The sequence below is a fragment of the Citrobacter koseri ATCC BAA-895 genome, from assembly GCF_000018045.1.
In the GTDB taxonomy this organism is placed as follows: Bacteria; Pseudomonadota; Gammaproteobacteria; order Enterobacterales; family Enterobacteriaceae; genus Citrobacter_B; species Citrobacter_B koseri.
Genome location: NC_009792.1, coordinates 1,732,775 through 1,750,974, shown reverse-complemented (window position 1 = coordinate 1,750,974; position 18,200 = coordinate 1,732,775). Strand labels below are relative to the sequence as shown.

Genomic DNA, 18,200 nt, shown 5'->3' with positions numbered 1-18,200 from the left:
GCCCCTTCTATCATGATTTTCTTCTTGTAAAATATAACAACAATATTATTGTGATTAACGTAATTCCGTATGATATGTAGATAATAATTGGATTATATTTTAAATTTATTTGCCCACTCCCTTTTGATACGTTAACCTGCATCAACCCCATGTTGTTTTCAGAAAAAGATTTAACTCCTTCTACCTCATATCCTCTATAAGGAATTACAGGAAGTTGAATTGTACAATCATCCATGCAAATATATTTATATGTTGGATAGCCGCCAGTTAATCTAGCGCTTACAATACTTCCATTTCCACTTAACACTATAGGTTCTTTTTTGGTTTTTTTAATTTCATTTATTTTTCTCGCCATGTTGTTAGGCATGTAATCAAGATATACTTGATACCATGGCAGTCTCGCCTTGTTATCGAATGGACTTGTTGACGCATACATAGAAAGAATAATTGATGAAAATATGACAATATAAATTAAACCTTTCTTCCCTTGGGATTCTTGGGCGATTTTGACAAGAGTTAGAGCAGCGAAAATGCACAGGATTGGCGATGATATAAGCATCATTCGCCAGGGGAACTGAATGAAATTAAGTACCGGAAGCTGTTTTGGTATGTGATTCCATGGGAACATTTGTGAGCACATTATTATGAATAATAAAGATATTGAAATAGCCACCTTATGGTGCCCATCAAGCATGGAAGATAATTTATCACCATTTTTTTTCATGGTGAACAAGGCTATTATTAGCCCCATTATAACCCATCCCGGTGTAATAAGTCTGAAAGGGTACTCCGTTGTTCTTGTCGGTATGATTAAGTTAATAACTGGTATGGTTAGCTTCCACATTGATTCATAACTTGATTTCATAGATGTAAAGGCGTAAATGTCACCTTTAGATGTGTAATAAAGCGGAAGTATAAAAAATGACGTTATACCAATAACTATAAATGAATGTAAAATTACATCTCGATATTGTTCTATGAATTTCTTATGAAAGATTACTACAAATAAAGTTATAAATATAAGAGTGACAATGGTTGCGGGTATATTTGTTAACAGTATTAACGAAAACGACAATGGTAAATAAATTTTATTTTTATTGTTGTTGATGTACCCAAATAGCCCCAAAAGTAACAAGGGTACAAAGCTCATAGCAAGAGCTTCAGGAAATGCAGAGCGAGTGTATTGATTGTATAGAAAATAGTATGATGTAACGGATAGTATCGCTGAGATAAAAGCAATTTGTGAAGAGTTGAAAATTCTCTTTACAGAAAAATACATAATAAAAAAATTTATTGCTGAGATTATTGCTATGCTTATTTTTAACTGTATAACAGCATCAATGCTATTAAAGCTTAATAGCTCTATAATTGTATACAGAAAAGCTGTCAGTGGAGGGTAAAATAAATTCCATGAATATCCATACCCTTGCATGTTATCAGTTACGAAATCGAAATACATCGGAAACTGATGTGTTTCCAACTGATGTTTTATAGATATGAGCCTATAATAATGGGCGGACAGGTCTCCTGACGTCCAGAAGTGACCAAATAAAGGCAGACTTATAACAATGAATGTCAAAGTGACAATAAAAATCTTCGTTATTCTCATTTTTTGCGTTTCCCCAAAATATATTTTGGTCTTTTCTTTGTTTCTATATAAATTCTTCCTATATACTCACCAAGAACACCGATCCCAATAAGTTGAATACCCCCCAAGAAAAGTATTGATACAAGCAGCGACGGATAGCCAGGGACGCTGTTGCCGAAAAATAACTTATCAACAATCATCCATGCCCCATACAGGAATGACAGACCTGCGACAAAAAGGCCAATGTATGTCCACATGCGTAGCGGAAACGTTGAGAAGGAGGTGATCCCTTCAAGAGCCAGATTCCATAATTTCCAGCCATTGAATTTAGAGTCACCAGCTACGCGCTCGCCGCGGGCATATTCCACAACGTCAGTCTTTCCGCCAACCCAGCTAAGAACGCCTTTCATGAACAAGTTACGTTCTGGCATTAGCTTAATGTTTTCCACAACCTCACGGGACATGAGACGGAAATCACCCACATTCTCTTCGATCTGTGGGTTGCTGATTTTGTTGTGTAACTTGTAGAACCATTCTGCGGTCTTTCGTTTTAGCCTTCCATCCGTTGAACGATCGGTGCGTTTAGCCAGAACCATATCAGCGCCAGCCTGCCATTTCTCTATCAGATGCGGGATAACTTCAATGGGGTCTTGTAAATCGACATCGATAGGGATAACAGCATCACCTGTTGCGTGATCAAGCCCGGCAAACAAAGCTGGCTCCTTGCCAAAATTACGGGTAAATGATAATGGCATGACGAGCGGATCGGATACAGCAAGCGCATTGATAATTGATTCCGTTGTGTCTTTGCTGCCATCGTTGATGAATACTATCTCAACTTCATGTTGTTTTAATTCGTCGAATTCCCGAACCGTTTTGTAGAAAATCGGTATCGTGGCCTCTTCATTGAAGACCGGAACGATCAGAGAGATTTTCATTTAGCATCCCTAAATACTATGAATTTTGAGTAGATAAATCCCGCGATCAGGCTGAAAGCCGAGAACGCCACAAGCGTTAAAATCGGTGGTGCCTTGAGTTGATCTGCGATAAACCCAGTGAGCATAGCCATAACCCCCATGAATACGACGAACGCAATGTAACGCCCGGTCGTAGCCTGAGAGTTGAAAGTAAACTTTGCATTAGCGAAGAAGCTAAAAGTTACAGCCACGCAAAATGCCGTAACATTGGAAATGGCCTGGCTGGCGCCAAAGAAGTGAAGCAAACCAGCAAAGCATAACCAATGAATCGCGGTGTTCACAACACCAACCGAAACATATCGACTAAATAGCTTTAACATGTGAAAAATCAGTGAATTCTGAAAGAGTGCAAGTGTAGCACTAACGCGGTACTTGATCGACATACATGATAGAGGGGCGTTAAAGGCGAAGGGTCGTCAAGTTTACTCACCAGAGCGTATGCAAGACACTGATGCGGCCAGTTGGCGATCGTTCGATAGTGCAGGTCGCCGATGATGTCCCACAAAACTAAATTTCACCTCACGCCAGTTACTTACCGTGTTGTACTTCTAAGAGACTTGATCGCTGCCATTGATACAATAATACTGTATATATAATCAGTATCAATTAAGGTGATTATCATGCAGTTTTTCACGCCTACAGATCTACGCCATGTGGCGCTCCCAATGTTTAGTGACCTTGTGCAATGCGGGTTTCCTTCCCCTGCTCAGGACTATGTTGAGTCGCGTATAGACCTTAACGAATTGCTGGTGAGGCACCCAAGCGCGACGTATTTCGTGAAGGCCACAGGAGATTCTATGCGTGATGCCGGAATCGGCGAAGGCGATTTGTTGGTAGTCGACAGTTCACGAAAAGCAGGGCATGGGGACATTGTCATTGCAGCGGTCGACGGTGAGTTCACAGTTAAGCGCCTGTTGCTGCATCCTGCTGTCATGCTCAAGCCTGAAAACTCTGTGTATAAACCAATCATGATTGGAAGTGAAGACAATCTGGAGGTTTTCGGCGTCGTAACTTACATCGTGAAGTCTGCTGGCTGAGTATGTTTGCACTCGTAGACGTGAACAGCTTCTATGCGAGTTGTGAAACGGTGTTCAGGCCAGACCTAAAAGGAAGGCCGGTTGTCGTTCTCTCTAACAATGATGGCTGTGTTATTGCCCGTTCAGCAGCAGCGAAGTCCTTTGTTAAAATGGGGGAGCCCTATTTCAAACAAAAAGAGACTTTTCGCCGTCACGGCATCGTCGCGTTCTCCAGTAACTATGAGCTTTACGCTGATATGTCGAATCGCGTAATGACAACGCTGGAAGAAATTAGTCCCCGCGTCGAAATTTACAGCATAGACGAGGCATTTTGTGACATGACTGGCGTGCGAAACTGCCGTGATCTTACTGAATTTGGCCGGGAGATCCGCACTACAGTATTACAGCGTACACATCTCACCGTCGGTGTCGGTATTGCGCAGACAAAAACCCTCGCGAAACTGGCTAACTATGCGGCAAAGAAGTGGCAACGACAGACTGGTGGTGTTGTTGATTTATCGAACGTGGGCCGGCAGCGTAAACTGTTAGCTGCGCTGCCAGTTGGCGAGGTGTGGGGTATAGGGCGACGCATCTCTAAAAAGCTGGAGGGGATGGGCATCGAAACTGCTCTTGACCTGGCTGACACAGATATCCGGTTTATCAAGAAGCATTTCAATGTTGTGCTCGAAAGAACGGTACGCGAGCTGCGTGGTGAGCCGTGTCTGGAACTGGAAGAGTTTGCACCAGTAAAGCAGGAAATCGTCTGCTCACGCTCCTTCAGTGGTCGTATCACTGATTACGAAGAGATGCGTCAGGCGATTTTCAGTTACGCCAGCCGGGCGGCGGAGAAGCTGCGCGGCGAGCATCAATATTGCCGGTTTATCTCCGCGTTCGTGAAGACAAGCCCGTTTGCACTGAACGAACCGTATTACGGCAACAGCGCCTCTGTGAAGCTTCTGACCCCGACGCAGGACAGCCGGGACATTATCGGCGCGGCCACGCGATGCCTGGATGCTGTCTGGAAAGATGGACGCCGTTACCAGAAGGCAGGCGTTATGCTCGGCGACTTCTTCAGCCAGGGGGTGGCACAACTCAACCTTTTTGATGATAACGCGCCGCGGCGCAATAGCGACAAACTGATGAAGGTGCTGGATCATCTCAACACCAAAGACGGCGTAGGTACGCTCTACTTCGCCGGACAGGGCATACAACAGCAGTGGCAGATGAAGCGGGAGATGCTCTCACCGCGATACACCACTCGATATGAAGACCTTTTGCGTGTGAAGTGAAAAAAGTGTCTGTCGTGAATTGTATCTGCCCGGCATAGCCCATCAATGTGTCTAATCTTTATTGGTTTTCGGTATGGATTTTGGGGGCGGATTTGGGGGCAAATAGTTGGTTAGGGGTAATTTTAGGGGCGATAAAATACCTGATATTGTCTGCTATTGTCCGATAACTACATTCCCCAACTTCTTGATATTGTTATAAATGCATGTTTCTCAAACTGTTTATTTTTTTCATTCGCAGTCTAACGCTGATTGTGTTGCGGCGGGGATAAACATTTCGTAAACCGGGGGGAGAGTTATGCCGGATAAGGCTCCGGCATTGGGGCGCTGAATATCGGCCGGATAAGATGCGTTAGCATCGCTATCCGGCAGGGGGGATTACTTCAGCTCGTCAACCATAGTGATGGCGCGACCAATATAGTTGGCCGGGGTCATCGCCTTCAGGCGCGTTTTCTCTTCTTCCGGCAGGGCCAGACTGTCGATAAACTGCTTCATGCCTTCGGCGTCAACACGTTTGCCGCGCGTTAACTCTTTCAGCTTCTCGTACGGTTTCTCAATGCCGTAGCGGCGCATTACGGTCTGGATCGGCTCTGCCAGCACTTCCCAGTTGTGATCCAGTTCATCCAGCAGACGATCGCGGTTCACTTCCAGTTTGCTTACGCCTTTCAGGGTGGACTGATACGCGATCAACGCATAGCCAATACCGACGCCCAGGTTACGCAGCACGGTGGAGTCCGTCAGGTCGCGCTGCCAGCGGGAAACCGGCAGTTTGCTTGCCAGGTGTTGCAGTACGGCGTTAGCCAGGCCCAGGTTGCCTTCGGAGTTTTCGAAGTCAATCGGGTTAACCTTGTGCGGCATGGTGGAAGAACCAATTTCACCCGCGATGGTTCTCTGTTTGAAGTGGTTGAGCGCGATATAACCCCAGACGTCGCGATCGAAGTCAATCAGGATGGTGTTAAAGCGCGCGACGCAGTCAAACAGCTCTGCGATGTAGTCATGCGGTTCAATCTGTGTGGTGTACGGGTTCCACTGAATACCCAGCGACGTCACAAACTCTTCGCTGAAATGGTGCCAGTCCACTTCCGGGTAAGCGGCAATGTGGGCGTTATAGTTACCGACCGCGCCGTTGATTTTACCAAGGATTTCCACCTGGTTTAACTGGCGGAACTGGCGTTCCATACGGTAAGCCACGTTAGCCATCTCTTTCCCCATCGTGGACGGCGTAGCCGGTTGACCGTGGGTACGGGAGAGCAGGGGAATGTCGCGATACTGAACGGACAGATCTTTTACCGCGTCGATCAGCTGACGCCAGTACGGCAGGATCACTTCGTCGCGCGCGGTTTTCAGCATCAGCGCATGAGACAGGTTGTTGATGTCTTCAGAAGTACAGGCGAAGTGGATGAACTCAGAAACCGCATGCAGTTCCGGGATATCCGCCACTTTTTCTTTCAGGAAATACTCAACTGCCTTCACGTCGTGGTTCGTCGTGCGCTCAATGGTTTTGATACGTGCGGCATCTTCTTCATTGAAGTTCGCGACGATCGTATCCAGGAAACCGTTTGCGTCGGCAGCAAAAGCAGGAACTTCCTTGATCGCTGCGTGCGCGGCCAGTTTTTGCAGCCAGCGTACTTCAACCTGTACACGGAATTTCAGCAAACCGTATTCGCTGAAAATCCCGCGCAGCGCGCTGACTTTATCGCCGTAGCGTCCATCGACAGGGGAAACGGCGGTCAGTGAGGATAATTCCATAGATCACAACTCCGGGGTTAAATGAGCAAGAATTTGTTTTGCCTGAGTGGTCAGGCGATTACGAGAAAACATTAATTGCAGGCGGCCACCGCCGACCTGGTGCCAGAGCACTGCGGCACGGATACCGGCCAGAAGCGAGGCGCGAACTTTTGCCTGCACCTGCGGGCTTTGCAGCACGGCGGGTGAGCCCGTCACCTGAATGCGTGGCCCCAGCGGGCTGATGACATCGACATAAATACCGGCCATCGCGCTCATCAGCGTTTCTGATTGCAGGTCAAAATGGTCAAGCTGACGCTGTAAGCCGTTAATGCGCTCGCCCAGCATGTCCAGCGCGCCTTTGGCGGCTGACAGTTTGCGCTCCAGCACCATCAGGCTCAGCGTATAGCGCGTCAGCTCTGCGTTCAGCCCCTGGCGGCTACTGGCATTCAGGACGCCTAGCAGGGTTTCCAGACCGAGGCGAAGGTTCGCTTCGCTGCCGCCGAATACGCCCAGCGTAGAGCTGGGGTTCATATCGATAACGCTGTTCAGTGAAACGTGTAGCGCATCGGCATCACAGTGCCCCTGGTGCGCCAGCTGTTGCACCAGGCGTGCTGACTGGCAAATACCTGCCAGTGCGAGGGTGATGTCATAATAATTCTTTGCCACGATCACTGCTTCCTTGTATCAGTTATAGAGAATAATTATACCGGCAGGGGCAGGCGCTGCTCGATAATACCGCCGCCGAGGCACACTTCTCCGTTATAAAAGACAGCCGACTGACCCGGCGTTACTGCGGCTACCGGCTCATCAAAAATCACTTCAATGCGTTCGTCATCCAGCGCTTTCACGGTGCACGGAATGTCGGTCTGGCGGTAGCGGGTTTTCACCGTGCAGCGCAGGGTGCCGCTAAACGGTTCGCGATCGACCCAGTGAAGCTGTTGGGCAATCAGGCCGACGGACATCAGACGTGGATGCTCATGACCCTGAGCGACAACCAGAATGTTATTCTCGACATCTTTATCGACCACGTACCACGGATCTTCGGTGCCTTCTTTGGTGCCGCCGATACCCAGACCTTTACGTTGGCCCAGCGTGTGGTACATCAACCCCTGGTGCTGACCGATTTCGTCGCCGTCTACGGTGATAATTTTTCCTGGCTGCGCCGGGAGATAGCGACCGAGGAACTCGCGGAATTTACGTTCGCCGATAAAGCAGATGCCGGTAGAGTCTTTTTTCTTCGCGGTGATCAGACCGAGGTCTTCGGCAATTTTGCGTACCTGCGGTTTTTCCAGTTCACCGACCGGGAACAGGCTTTGGGCGATCTGCTCATGGCCGAGTGTGTAAAGGAAGTAGCTCTGATCTTTGTTACCGTCGAGCCCGCGCAGCAGGCGGCTTTTGCCGTCCACATCCGCGCGACGGACGTAGTGACCGGTGGCGATATAATCAGCGCCCAGATCTTCAGCGGCAAATTCGAGGAAGGCTTTAAATTTGATCTCTTTATTACACAGAATATCCGGGTTCGGCGTGCGGCCCGCTTTGTACTCTTCCAGGAAGAGTTCAAAAACGTTGTCCCAGTATTCTGCGGCAAAGTTTACGGTATGCAGTTCAATGCCAAGTTTGTCGCAAACGGCCTGCGCATCAGCCAGGTCGGCTGCCGCTGTGCAATATTCCTCACCGTCGTCCTCTTCCCAGTTCTTCATGAACAGGCCTTCTACCTGGTAGCCCTGTTGTTGCAACAGCCAGGCGGAAACGGAGGAGTCGACACCGCCGGACATGCCGACGATCACTTTTTTTGGGCTTTCTGACATTGGAATACTCACGACATTGAACTTCAAGGCGGCGTATTCTATCACGCAGCCCTTTTACTTGACACCCTCTGTAAACGGCCAGTTAAATTCGCCGATGATCGCCAGCGGATAACGTTGCCCGTTCTGCCAGCAACGAATGCTCTCGGCAACCAGCGGCGAACGCAGGTTGGGGGCGTTGAGGATCGCGTCGGCGCTGACCCAGCGACAGCAGTCAATGTCGTTGTCGTGAGGTTCAGTGGCGCACATCCTGGTAAGTTCAATGGAAAACAGGAAACGCAGGAACGGCGTGTTGTCCGGCGCGATCCATTGATGCAGACGAATAAAGTGCTGGGGTTGCGCGGTAATCCCTGTCTCTTCCCAGAGTTCGCGCGCGGCGGCTTCCACCAGCGTTTCGTCGGCTTCCAGGTGTCCGGCTGGCTGATTCCAGAGCGCTTTGCCGTTAATGGTCTCTTCCACCACGAGGAATTGACCTTCTGCATGGACGATGCAGGCGACGGTGACGTGCGGTTTGAACATGGTTTTTCCTTAATCGGTAGCGTCTCGCCATTCGCCGTTGGCAAGATTATCCAGCGTGTAGTTGCCCATTGCGTAGCGGATCAGTCGCAGCGTAGGGTGGCCGACGTGCGCCGTCATACGCCGTACCTGACGGTTACGGCCTTCATATAAGGTCACTTTGAGCCAGCGGGTGGGGATACTTTTTCGTTCGCGAATCGGCGGCGTTCTCGGCCACAGCCATTCGGGTTCGTCCACTACCTCAATGCCCGCAGGCAGAGTGGGGCCATCATTGAGCGTCACGCCATTGCGCAGGGCTTCCAGCGCTTCTGCGGTTGGTTCGCCTTCAACCTGAACGTAATAAATTTTACCGGTACGTTTGCCGGGCTGCGTCAGACGAGCCTGCAATGCGCCATCGTTGGTGAGCACCAGAAGACCTTCGCTGTCCCTGTCCAGACGACCTGCTGCGTAGACGCCCTGGACAGGAATATAGTCTTTTAATGTGCTGCGCCCGGCCTCATCCGTAAATTGCGGCAAAACATCGTAAGGTTTATTGAACAAAACCACGCGTTTTGGCTGGTTTTCTTTCCGCCGCTTAGTGACTTGTCGTGAGCTGAATCGCTCAACCCGGTGATTTCTAAAAGAAGTTTTTTGCATGGTATTTTCAGGGCTTATCAATTGCCGCATTATAGCCTAATAACGAGTGTCTTTCATGGCAGCAAACAATAGGGTAGTATTGACACGCTCATTACAAATCATTAACAAAAAAGTTGCTCTAATGCATCCGTGTCGCAGGACGCAAACGCACATGCAGCGTGATGACAGACGAGCAAACCAGAAGCGCTCGAAGGAGAGGTGAATGGAAAGCAAAGTAGTTGTTCCGGCGGAAGGTAAGAAGATCACCCTGCAAAACGGCAAACTCAACGTTCCTGAAAATCCGATTATCCCGTTCATTGAAGGCGACGGTATCGGTGTTGATGTAACCCCAGCCATGCTCAAAGTGGTCGATGCCGCTGTCGAGAAAGCCTATAAAGGCGAGCGTAAAATCTCCTGGATGGAAATTTACACCGGTGAAAAATCCACTCAGGTTTATGGCCAGGATGTCTGGCTGCCTGCTGAAACCCTGGATCTGATTCGTGATTACCGCGTGGCCATCAAAGGCCCTCTGACTACCCCGGTCGGCGGCGGTATTCGTTCCCTGAACGTGGCGCTGCGTCAGGAACTCGACCTGTACGTGTGTCTGCGTCCGGTTCGTTACTATCAGGGCACCCCAAGCCCGGTTAAACACCCTGAACTGACCGACATGGTCATCTTCCGCGAAAACGCTGAAGATATTTATGCAGGTATCGAATGGAAAGCCGACTCTGCGGATGCCGAGAAAGTGATCAAATTCCTGCGCGAAGAGATGGGCGTGAAGAAAATTCGCTTCCCTGAACACTGTGGTATCGGTATTAAGCCGTGTTCCGAAGAAGGAACCAAACGTCTGGTGCGTGCGGCGATTGAATATGCCATCGCTAATGACCGTGATTCTGTGACCCTGGTTCACAAAGGCAACATCATGAAGTTCACCGAAGGCGCGTTTAAAGACTGGGGCTACCAGTTAGCGCGTGATGAATTCGGCGGCGAGCTGATCGACGGCGGCCCGTGGGTCAAAATCAAGAACCCGAACACCGGCAAAGAGATCGTGATTAAAGACGTGATCGCCGATGCGTTCCTGCAACAGATCCTGCTGCGTCCGGCTGAGTACGACGTGATTGCCTGTATGAACCTGAACGGCGACTACATCTCTGACGCCCTGGCGGCGCAGGTTGGCGGTATCGGTATCGCGCCGGGCGCGAACATCGGTGACGAGTGCGCGCTGTTCGAAGCGACTCACGGCACTGCGCCGAAGTACGCGGGCCAGGATAAAGTTAACCCGGGCTCCATCATTCTGTCTGCTGAGATGATGCTGCGCCACATGCAGTGGTTCGAAGCCGCAGATCTGATCGTCAAAGGGATGGAAGGCGCGATTGCCGCGAAGACCGTCACTTACGATTTCGAACGCCTGATGGAAGGCGCTAACCTGCTGAAATGTTCAGAGTTTGGCGACGCGATCATCGCAAACATGTAATCCAGTTTCTGGGTTAAACAAGAACGGGAGCCAAAGGGTTCCCGTTTTTTTATTATTAGCATTCGAACTTGTTTTTTGAATGTCGAACTCGCAGAGGACTAAGACGATACTTCGCAAGTCTCCAGACGGGGAAGATGTGCATCTGCCAGTGGCTCAGACGCTTAGCCCATCAGCGGATATGGCTACGGAGCATTGTGCAAAACGGGCATGAACAACCTGGAACGGGTGAAGCGTCACAGGTTCCCAAAAATGTTGTCTGCGGCTCAGTACCATGCTGACTGTAAAAACTTCCCAGAATCTTACTTTCGAGTGTGCGAACGTTATCAGGAGCCGTACCGGGTACTACGTTGGGCGGCGATTTGAATGCCAGGCAACTGAACGACGAGGCAGCCAGTGATATGGCGAATATGTTTCTGACTTTCATCTGATGATTACCCTTCTCACTAAAAGTTATGTAATAACATAACCTCAATTGTGCTTAATGAATAGACCTGAAATTGTCCGATCGGTCATGTGGCGGCGAAAAGGTAAATGACGTTTTTACGACCTCGCGGTGAGCAGGGGATAAGTCGCAAAAAATGACAAAACGACTTTTTCGTCTTTTTATAGACTTTTTGTGCTAACCGGGGCTTTAGTTTTCCCCTCTTTGTAATAGTCAGATAGCTAACACCGCAGTTATCAGTAAACCGGAACGTATTTTACTCAATGACGAGACTCCCAACATTTTCATTCGCTTTTTTTCATCCTCGCTACTGGCTGCTATGGCTGGGTATTTTCTTCTTACGATGTGCTGTTTTGCTGCCTTATCCCATTCTGCTCAGGCTTGGCGCTTGTCTGGGGAGAGTGGCCATGCGCGCATTGCCTCGCAGGGTAACAATAGCTCGTCGCAACCTGGAACTTTGCTTTAAGGCGTTACCTGCGAAGGAGCGTGAAAAATTACTGATTAAAAATTTTGAGTCGGTAGGCATGGGGGTACTTGAAACCGGTATCGCCTGGTTCTGGTCAGACAGGCGTTTACGCAAATGGTTTACGGTTACGGGTTATGAACATATGGAAAGTGCGCGAGCTGAAAATAAAGGCGTGCTTCTCATCGGTATGCACTTTCTTACTCTTGAACTTGGGGCGCGCATATTTGGGATGCTCAATCCGGGCATTGGCGTATACAGGCCGAACAATAACGCGCTGTATGACTGGTTGCAGACGCGGGGACGTCTTCGCTCAAATAAAACCATGCTCGATCGCTATGATTTAAAAGGCATGATACGAGTGCTCAAACAAGGTGAGATTGTCTGGTATGCACCTGATCATGACTATGGCGCTCGTAACAGCGTGTTTGTTCCTTTTTTTGATGTTCCCGATGCGGCGACTACCGCAGGCAGTTACATGCTCGTCAGAAGCGCACGCCCGGCGGTTGTTCCTTTTGTTCCCCGACGCCGAGCGGATGGAAGAGGGTACGAGCTGATCATCCTCCCGGATATCGGCCATGAACTGTATGATGAGGGCAAGGAAACCGTTGCGACCAGAATGAACCGGGCGATTGAACGCGCAATCAGCCTGGCTCCTGAACAATATATGTGGCTACACCGTCGCTTTAAGACCCGACCAGCAGGCAAGCCGGCCTTGTATGGGAAGAAGGAAAACGCGATTGAGAGTAACGGCGAATAGCTCGTTTCCTGGTTTCAAACCGCCTCCGGGCGGTTACTGGTCAATAATGCCGTCATAAACCTGTCATGTGTTCGTGCTATTGGGAATTTAGTCATTCATTTTCTGCGGTCAGGGGAGGTGAAAATGGGTACGGAACATGAACGCATTCGGTCAGTATTAACGGGGCTGCTTATCGCGCTGCTGATGCTGCTTGTCATGGCCGGGTGGCCTTATCTTGTGCGTATGATCTCCGGTTATATCGCCGGGTATCTGTAAATATGCACCTGAGGATAAACAAGAACGGGAACCTGTCAGTTCCCGTTTTTTTATGCCAGTAGAATGGCGTGTTGTGAGAGTGACGACTCTGCACCTGCAATTACCAGCCAGGCAGCGTACCTCCGACACTCCACTCTTCGGAGCCAAAATCGGGTTTCTCGCCCCGGATCACACGGTTTCTTTCTTCTTTTGTCGGTTTATGGGTGGCGGCGCGGCTGGGAAGTTTCCCGGGAGTTTTTACACAGCCGAATCCCTGACAAATTGAGCTGGCGGAAGAGGGCGCGGGTTGTACTTCTGAGTCGACACAAGCCGTCAACAATACGATTGAAATCGTGCCGGCAACTCTCTTTATGTTCATAAATATCCTTTTAATGTTTAACGACTCACATGCCCTTTTCCCTGAGAGCATGAATACTCTGGCAAAAAAAGCCCGCAACAGAGTGCGGGCAAAATCATACTGGAAGCAATGTGAGCAATGTCGTGCTTTCAATACCTGTATTAGGCGCTAAGGTATTTACAGCAAGAGAATGATAACCATTATCATTTAATGATTCAACCATTCGTTTTATAAGGCTGTTTTTATCGGGAGTCATTCATCAGAAAACAGGTGTGATACAAGAACGGGAGCCTGTTGGCTCCCGTTTTCGCCAGGGTTAGCGAGCGGTATTAGCGTACAACCAGAACAGGGCAGTTTGCATGGCGAACAACGGCCGCAGCAGTTGAACCCAGCAGATAGGTGCTGAAACCCGGTTGATGCGACGCAATGATAATCAGGTCGGCTTCTACCGCATCCGCCAGTTTGAGGATCTGATCTTTGGGTGGGCCGTAGACAACATGGGACTGGCTCCTGCCCTCGGGGATATTGAATTGTTTAACAATTTCCTCCAGTTTGACGGCGGCCTTTGACTGAAGACCGCTTCTATCCGGGAACTCGCTGGAGTAGGCCAGACCCAGTGAGGCATAGAACGGGACAGAAGGTATTACGGCCAAAAAATGCACCTTTGCGGTTTTAGCATGCGCCTCAACCTGCGGGATGATCTGACGGGTCAAGCTGGCTTCTGAGATATCAATCGGCACCAGAATAGAACGATACATATTCACCACCTCCTGTTTGTTTTATCTCCACCTTAAGTGTACTGGACTTATCGGTTGTATAAGAAGTAATCAGATCAAAGTTATGTGAACGAGTCCGCAAGTCGTAAGAATGTAGACACAAAACGTCCACCAGAAGGTGTTACTGACATGATGGCTGTCAGGAGAATGATTTTTACCGTGAATATCGTTATGAAGCAGTAATGGGTTCCGTTTTACTTTATTTCATTGTATATTTATTTATATAGCGACGGGATATTTTCTCTCTCTTGAATCGCCATTTTAATTATTTGAAACTTTCTCCTGACATTTAATTTAATACTGGTTTAAATATCTATATAATACAGTGTAACTCACTGTGTTTTAACGATTTTATACTCATATATTCCGTTGCTGTGTAATCTGCGATCCCCTTCAAATTTACTTGCATGCTAATTCTTATTCACATCCACGCTTGATGGATATCAATAATTAACCTGCTCAGTCTAATTATTGTCTACCTCTAAAAGGGTAGTTGTCTGATGAGAATGAAGAATGAGAAAAATAAATAAAACCATTTTATGGACGATGCTGCTTTGCATCGTTCTTGGCGCAGTAATTGTTTTAGCGGGGCAATGGACGTTACATAAAACATCGAGCACTGAATTTTGTCTGTCTTGCCATACGATGCAGGCGCCTTATGAGGAGTATACGGGCTCGGTTCACTTCCAGAATCAGAAGGGGATTCGTGCGGAATGCGCGGATTGCCATATCCCGGAGGGCGGGGTGGATTACCTGGTAGCCAAGCTCCTTGCCTCGAAAGATGTCTATCATCAGTTCATCACCAAAAAAATCGACACGCCAGAGAAGTTTGAAGAACATCGTCTGGAGATGGCGCAAACCGTTTGGGCGCAGTTGAAAGCCAGCGACTCCGCAACCTGTCGTAGCTGTCATAGCATGGATGCGATGGATATTGACGCGCAAAGCGCTGATGCCCGCAAAATGCACCAAATGGGCATTCAGGAAAAACAAACCTGTATTGATTGCCACAAAGGCGTCGCCCACTTCCCACCCGAAATAACAATGGACGACAGCGCCCTCAAAGCGCTTGAGGCCCAGTCTGCATCCACCCCCGCATCTGCAAAAACGCTCTATGCCGTAAGCAATACCGCACTTGGCGATCTGGCAACCGTCTATCCGGCCACGCAAATGCATGTCCTGAAATCGATGGAAACCTCACGGCTGGTGGAGATCCGCGGGAGCCAGATGCAGGGGAGCGAGCAGGTTATTTACTACGCGGCAGGCCAGCGGTTGATCCTTGCCAGTCTGAGTGAGAAAGGGCAGCAATCACTCCACATTCTCTCTGACTGGAAAAAAGATGATTACGGTAACGCGTGGCGGGATGTGGCGCTACAGGGCGAGTGGAGCGGCTCTGCGCTCGCCAGCCGCGAACCGATGTGGGACTACGCGCGCAAACTCGACAATGTGTACTGCGCAGGCTGCCATGCGCCGATTCCTGCGAAGCATTTTACCCTCAATGCCTGGCCCTCTGTGGCGAAAGGGATGGGGGCTCGTACCAACATCAGTGAAAACGAACTGGATATCCTGAGCCGTTACTTCCAGTACAACGCGAAAGACATGCATGAATAGTGATAATACCAGGAGAAATCATGAAACTCACAAGACGTGACTTTATCAAGACGGCTGGAGCGGCAACCGGGACTATGGCGATTTCTTCGGTGATCCCAATGCCTGCCTGGGCCGAAAACCAAAATGGCGGCGCCATCCTGACTGCCGCACGTTGGGGGGCCGTATATGTGGAGGTCAAAGACGGCAAAGTTGTCTCTTCAAAAGGCGCATTACCTAAAACCATACCGAACTCATTGCAGCAAACCGCGCCGGACCAGGTACATACCAACGTCCGTGTAAAATACCCAATGGTGCGTAAAAGCTATCTGGAAAATCCAGGTAAAGCGGACGGTAAACGGGGAAGCGATCCCTTTGTGCGGGTGAGTTGGGAACAGGCGCTGAAACTCATTCATGAGCAGCATAGCCGTATTCGTAGCAGCTATGGTCCGTCCTCCATTTTTGCGGGTTCCTATGGCTGGCGCTCCAGCGGCGTCCTGCATAAGGCGCAAACGTTGCTGCAACGCTATATGAGTATGGCCGGGGGATATGCAGGCCATACCGGGGATTATTCCACCGGGGCGGCGCAGGTTATCATGCCATATGTTGTGGGATCGGTTGAGGTATACGAACAACAGACGACATGGCCGATGGTGCTTGAGCACAGCCAGGTGGTGGTGCTGTGGGGGATGAACCCGCTCAACACGTTAAAAATTGCCTGGAGCAGTACGGATGAACAAGGGCTTGAGTATTTTAATCTGCTGAAGAAATCGGGAAAAACCGTTATCGCGATCGACCCAATGCGCTCAGAAACCATTGAGTTTTTTGGCGACAATGCAACGTGGATCGCCCCGCATATGGGAACTGACGTGGCGATGATGCTGGGGATTGCGCATACGCTGGTGAAAAAAGAGCGTCACGATAAAGCGTTCCTGGAAAAATACACCACCGGTTATCCGCAGTTTGAAGAGTACTTGCTCGGCAAGAGCGACAACGTTGAGAAAACCGCTGAATGGGCATCCGGCGTCTGTGGCGTACCCGCAGAACAGATTGAGAAACTGGCGGAAATTTTTGCCAGCAACCAAACCATGCTGATGGCGGGCTGGGGGATTCAACGTCAGCAATACGGTGAGCAAAAACACTGGATGCTGGTGACGCTGGCCGCGATGCTGGGGCAAATTGGGACGGAAGGCGGCGGTTTCGGCTTCTCCTATCACTATTCCAACGGCGGGAACCCGACGCGTACCGGTGGTGTACTGCCTGCGATATCGGCACAAATTGAGGGGGGATCGTCGGCAGGGAACGACTGGGCGGTATCGGATGCGGTGGTGAACCTGCCTGTGGCGCGAATTGTGGAGGCGCTGGAAAACCCGGGAGGAAAATATCAGCATAACGGTAAAGAGCAGACCTTCCCGGATATCAAAATGATCTGGTGGGCAGGCGGCGCGAACTTTACCCATCATCAGGATACCAACCGCTTAATCAAAGCGTGGCAGAAGCCTGAGCTGGTGGTGATTTCCGAGTGTTACTGGACGGCGGCGGCGAAACATGCCGATATTGTTCTCCCGATCACCACATCGTTTGAACGTAACGATCTCACGATGACCGGAGACTACAGCAACCAGCATCTGGTGCCTATGAAGCAGGTGATTGCGCCGCAGTTTGAGGCCCGTAATGACTTTGACGTCTTTGCTGATTTAGCTGAGATGCTCAAACCCGGCGGCAAAGCGGTCTATACCGAAGGTAAAGATGAGATGGCGTGGCTGAAGCAATTCTACGACGCCGCGCAAAAGGCGGCTCGCGCTCAACGTGTGGCAATGCCTCAGTTCAATGCGTTCTGGCAGCAGAATAAGCTGATTGAAATGCGCGAGAACGAAAAGAACAACAAGTATGTGCGTTATGCCGATTTCCGCCATGATCCGGTCATGAATGCGCTCGGTACGCCAAGCGGTAAGATCGAGATCTATTCAAAAACCATTGAAGGTTATCACTACAAAGACTGTCCGCCTCATGCTTCATGGATTGAACCAGATGAGTGGAAAGGGTCTGCGGATAAGGATCAGTTACAGTTGCTGACCGCCCATCCGGCGCACCGTCTGCACAGTCAGTTGAACTATGCGTCGTTGCGAAAAGAGTATGCCATTGCCGATCGCGAGCCGGTGACGATTCATCCAGATGATGCGAAGGCAAGGGGGATTGCCGAGGGCGACCTGGTACGCGTATGGAATGGTCGTGGTCAGGTTCTGGTCGGGGCGCACGTCAGCGATGGGATCAAACCGGGGATCATCTGTATCCATGAAGGCGCCTGGCCTGATATCGAGAATGGCATCTGTAAAAACGGCGGCGCCAACGTGCTGACGGCGGACATCCAGACGTCAAGGCTGGCGAACGGTTGCGCGGGGAATACGACCCTGGTATATGCAGAGAAATTTACCGGCGAAGCCCCAACGCTCACGGTATTTGATGAGCCAGAGATTGTCACTCTGTAACGCCGGGGACTGTTAGTTTGTTGGAATAAGCGGGAGCCTGTGTGCTCCCGTTTTTTATGCTTCTCATTCAGAGTTGAATTAATGGTGAT

General features: G+C 49.6%; 16 protein-coding genes. 7 read left to right on the top strand and 9 right to left on the bottom strand.

The genetic code is table 11. The features are described 5' to 3' along the window. Nucleotides 1-10: 10 nt before the first annotated feature. The 3 genes from CKO_RS07845 to CKO_RS07835 form a co-directional block, all read right to left on the bottom strand. On the bottom strand, nt 11-1,432 hold the full coding sequence (locus CKO_RS07845) for a 6-pyruvoyl-tetrahydropterin synthase-related protein (RefSeq protein ID WP_232626242.1): 1,422 nt from the start codon (nt 1,430-1,432) through the stop codon (nt 11-13). 173 nt (nt 1,433-1,605) lie between these two features. Then, a complete protein-coding gene (locus tag CKO_RS07840) occupies nt 1,606-2,526 on the bottom strand; it encodes a glycosyltransferase family 2 protein (RefSeq protein WP_012132708.1) in 921 nt (306 codons plus the stop codon). Further along, nucleotides 2,523-2,885, bottom strand: coding sequence for a GtrA family protein (locus CKO_RS07835; protein WP_024130409.1), 363 nt, complete (start codon nt 2,883-2,885; stop codon nt 2,523-2,525). The genes CKO_RS07840 and CKO_RS07835 overlap by 4 nt, the downstream gene beginning before the upstream one ends. Nucleotides 2,886-3,185: 300 nt before the next feature. Here CKO_RS07835 and CKO_RS07830 point away from each other — a divergent pair, with 300 nt between their 5' ends. Together CKO_RS07830 and CKO_RS07825 are read left to right on the top strand one after the other, a co-directional pair. Continuing rightward, nucleotides 3,186-3,602, top strand: coding sequence for a translesion error-prone DNA polymerase V autoproteolytic subunit (locus tag CKO_RS07830; protein ID WP_012132706.1), 417 nt, complete (start codon nt 3,186-3,188; stop codon nt 3,600-3,602). A gap of 2 nt (nt 3,603-3,604) precedes the next feature. Further along, complete coding sequence (locus CKO_RS07825) at nt 3,605-4,870, top strand: Y-family DNA polymerase (RefSeq protein ID WP_012132705.1); 1,266 nt, start codon at nt 3,605-3,607, stop codon at nt 4,868-4,870. Nucleotides 4,871-5,245: 375 nt separating this feature from the next. Here CKO_RS07825 and purB read toward each other — a convergent pair whose 3' ends face one another. The 5 genes from purB to rluE are packed head-to-tail and all read right to left on the bottom strand — an operon-like array spanning nt 5,246 to nt 9,582. Beyond that, nucleotides 5,246-6,616, bottom strand: coding sequence for an adenylosuccinate lyase (gene purB / locus CKO_RS07820; protein ID WP_012132704.1), 1,371 nt, complete (start codon nt 6,614-6,616; stop codon nt 5,246-5,248). 3 nt (nt 6,617-6,619) lie between these two features. Continuing rightward, on the bottom strand, nt 6,620-7,261 hold the full coding sequence (hflD, locus tag CKO_RS07815; protein WP_024130407.1) for a high frequency lysogenization protein HflD: 642 nt from the start codon (nt 7,259-7,261) through the stop codon (nt 6,620-6,622). Nucleotides 7,262-7,296: 35 nt separating this feature from the next. Further along, entirely contained in the window at nt 7,297-8,403 is a 1,107-nt protein-coding gene (mnmA, locus tag CKO_RS07810) for a tRNA 2-thiouridine(34) synthase MnmA (RefSeq protein ID WP_024130406.1), read from the bottom strand. 54 nt (nt 8,404-8,457) lie between these two features. Further along, nucleotides 8,458-8,919, bottom strand: coding sequence for an NUDIX hydrolase (locus tag CKO_RS07805; RefSeq protein ID WP_012132701.1), 462 nt, complete (start codon nt 8,917-8,919; stop codon nt 8,458-8,460). Between the two features lie 9 nt (nt 8,920-8,928). Next, nucleotides 8,929-9,582: a 23S rRNA pseudouridine(2457) synthase RluE gene (gene rluE / locus CKO_RS07800; RefSeq protein WP_012132700.1), complete on the bottom strand. Its 654-nt coding sequence runs from the start codon at nt 9,580-9,582 to the stop codon at nt 8,929-8,931. A gap of 172 nt (nt 9,583-9,754) precedes the next feature. Here rluE and icd point away from each other — a divergent pair, with 172 nt between their 5' ends. The 3 genes from icd (at nt 9,755) to CKO_RS23690 (ending at nt 12,925) form a co-directional block, all read left to right on the top strand. Then, nucleotides 9,755-11,005 (top strand): NADP-dependent isocitrate dehydrogenase, encoded by a 1,251-nt coding sequence (gene icd, locus CKO_RS07795; RefSeq protein WP_012132698.1) that lies wholly within the window; start codon nt 9,755-9,757, stop codon nt 11,003-11,005. A gap of 705 nt (nt 11,006-11,710) precedes the next feature. Next, a complete protein-coding gene (locus CKO_RS07790) occupies nt 11,711-12,670 on the top strand; it encodes a Kdo(2)-lipid IV(A) acyltransferase (RefSeq protein ID WP_024130404.1) in 960 nt (319 codons plus the stop codon). Between the two features lie 123 nt (nt 12,671-12,793). Then, nucleotides 12,794-12,925, top strand: a complete 132-nt coding sequence (locus CKO_RS23690) for a hypothetical protein (protein WP_012132696.1) — start codon at nt 12,794-12,796, stop codon at nt 12,923-12,925. Between the two features lie 666 nt (nt 12,926-13,591). Here CKO_RS23690 and uspF read toward each other — a convergent pair. Continuing rightward, nucleotides 13,592-14,020, bottom strand: a complete 429-nt coding sequence (uspF, locus tag CKO_RS07785) for a universal stress protein UspF (RefSeq protein WP_012132695.1) — start codon at nt 14,018-14,020, stop codon at nt 13,592-13,594. 531 nt (nt 14,021-14,551) lie between these two features. Here uspF and CKO_RS07780 point away from each other — a divergent pair. Together CKO_RS07780 and CKO_RS07775 are read left to right on the top strand one after the other, a co-directional pair. Continuing rightward, nucleotides 14,552-15,646, top strand: a complete 1,095-nt coding sequence (locus tag CKO_RS07780) for a NapC/NirT family cytochrome c (protein ID WP_024130403.1) — start codon at nt 14,552-14,554, stop codon at nt 15,644-15,646. A 20-nt stretch (nt 15,647-15,666) separates the two neighbouring features. Then, entirely contained in the window at nt 15,667-18,111 is a 2,445-nt protein-coding gene (locus CKO_RS07775; protein WP_024130402.1) for a trimethylamine-N-oxide reductase 2, read from the top strand. Nucleotides 18,112-18,200 lie beyond the last annotated feature (89 nt).

Bases quoted from the DNA above. Each gene is read 5' to 3' on its own strand.
- CKO_RS07845 (WP_232626242.1), bottom strand. From the start codon at position 1,432: ATGCAAGGGTATGGATATTCATGGAATTTATTTTACCCTCCACTGACA.
- CKO_RS07840 (WP_012132708.1), bottom strand. From the start codon at position 2,526: ATGAAAATCTCTCTGATCGTTCCGGTCTTCAATGAAGAGGCCACGATA.
- CKO_RS07835 (WP_024130409.1), bottom strand. From the start codon at position 2,885: ATGTTAAAGCTATTTAGTCGATATGTTTCGGTTGGTGTTGTGAACACC.
- CKO_RS07830 (WP_012132706.1), top strand. From the start codon at position 3,186: ATGCAGTTTTTCACGCCTACAGATCTACGCCATGTGGCGCTCCCAATG.
- CKO_RS07825 (WP_012132705.1), top strand. From the start codon at position 3,605: ATGTTTGCACTCGTAGACGTGAACAGCTTCTATGCGAGTTGTGAAACG.
- purB (WP_012132704.1), bottom strand. From the start codon at position 6,616: ATGGAATTATCCTCACTGACCGCCGTTTCCCCTGTCGATGGACGCTAC.
- mnmA (WP_024130406.1), bottom strand. From the start codon at position 8,403: ATGTCAGAAAGCCCAAAAAAAGTGATCGTCGGCATGTCCGGCGGTGTC.
- CKO_RS07805 (WP_012132701.1), bottom strand. From the start codon at position 8,919: ATGTTCAAACCGCACGTCACCGTCGCCTGCATCGTCCATGCAGAAGGT.
- rluE (WP_012132700.1), bottom strand. From the start codon at position 9,582: ATGCGGCAATTGATAAGCCCTGAAAATACCATGCAAAAAACTTCTTTT.
- icd (WP_012132698.1), top strand. From the start codon at position 9,755: ATGGAAAGCAAAGTAGTTGTTCCGGCGGAAGGTAAGAAGATCACCCTG.
- CKO_RS07790 (WP_024130404.1), top strand. From the start codon at position 11,711: ATGACGAGACTCCCAACATTTTCATTCGCTTTTTTTCATCCTCGCTAC.
- CKO_RS23690 (WP_012132696.1), top strand. From the start codon at position 12,794: ATGGGTACGGAACATGAACGCATTCGGTCAGTATTAACGGGGCTGCTT.
- uspF (WP_012132695.1), bottom strand. From the start codon at position 14,020: ATGTATCGTTCTATTCTGGTGCCGATTGATATCTCAGAAGCCAGCTTG.
- CKO_RS07780 (WP_024130403.1), top strand. From the start codon at position 14,552: ATGAGAAAAATAAATAAAACCATTTTATGGACGATGCTGCTTTGCATC.
- CKO_RS07775 (WP_024130402.1), top strand. From the start codon at position 15,667: ATGAAACTCACAAGACGTGACTTTATCAAGACGGCTGGAGCGGCAACC.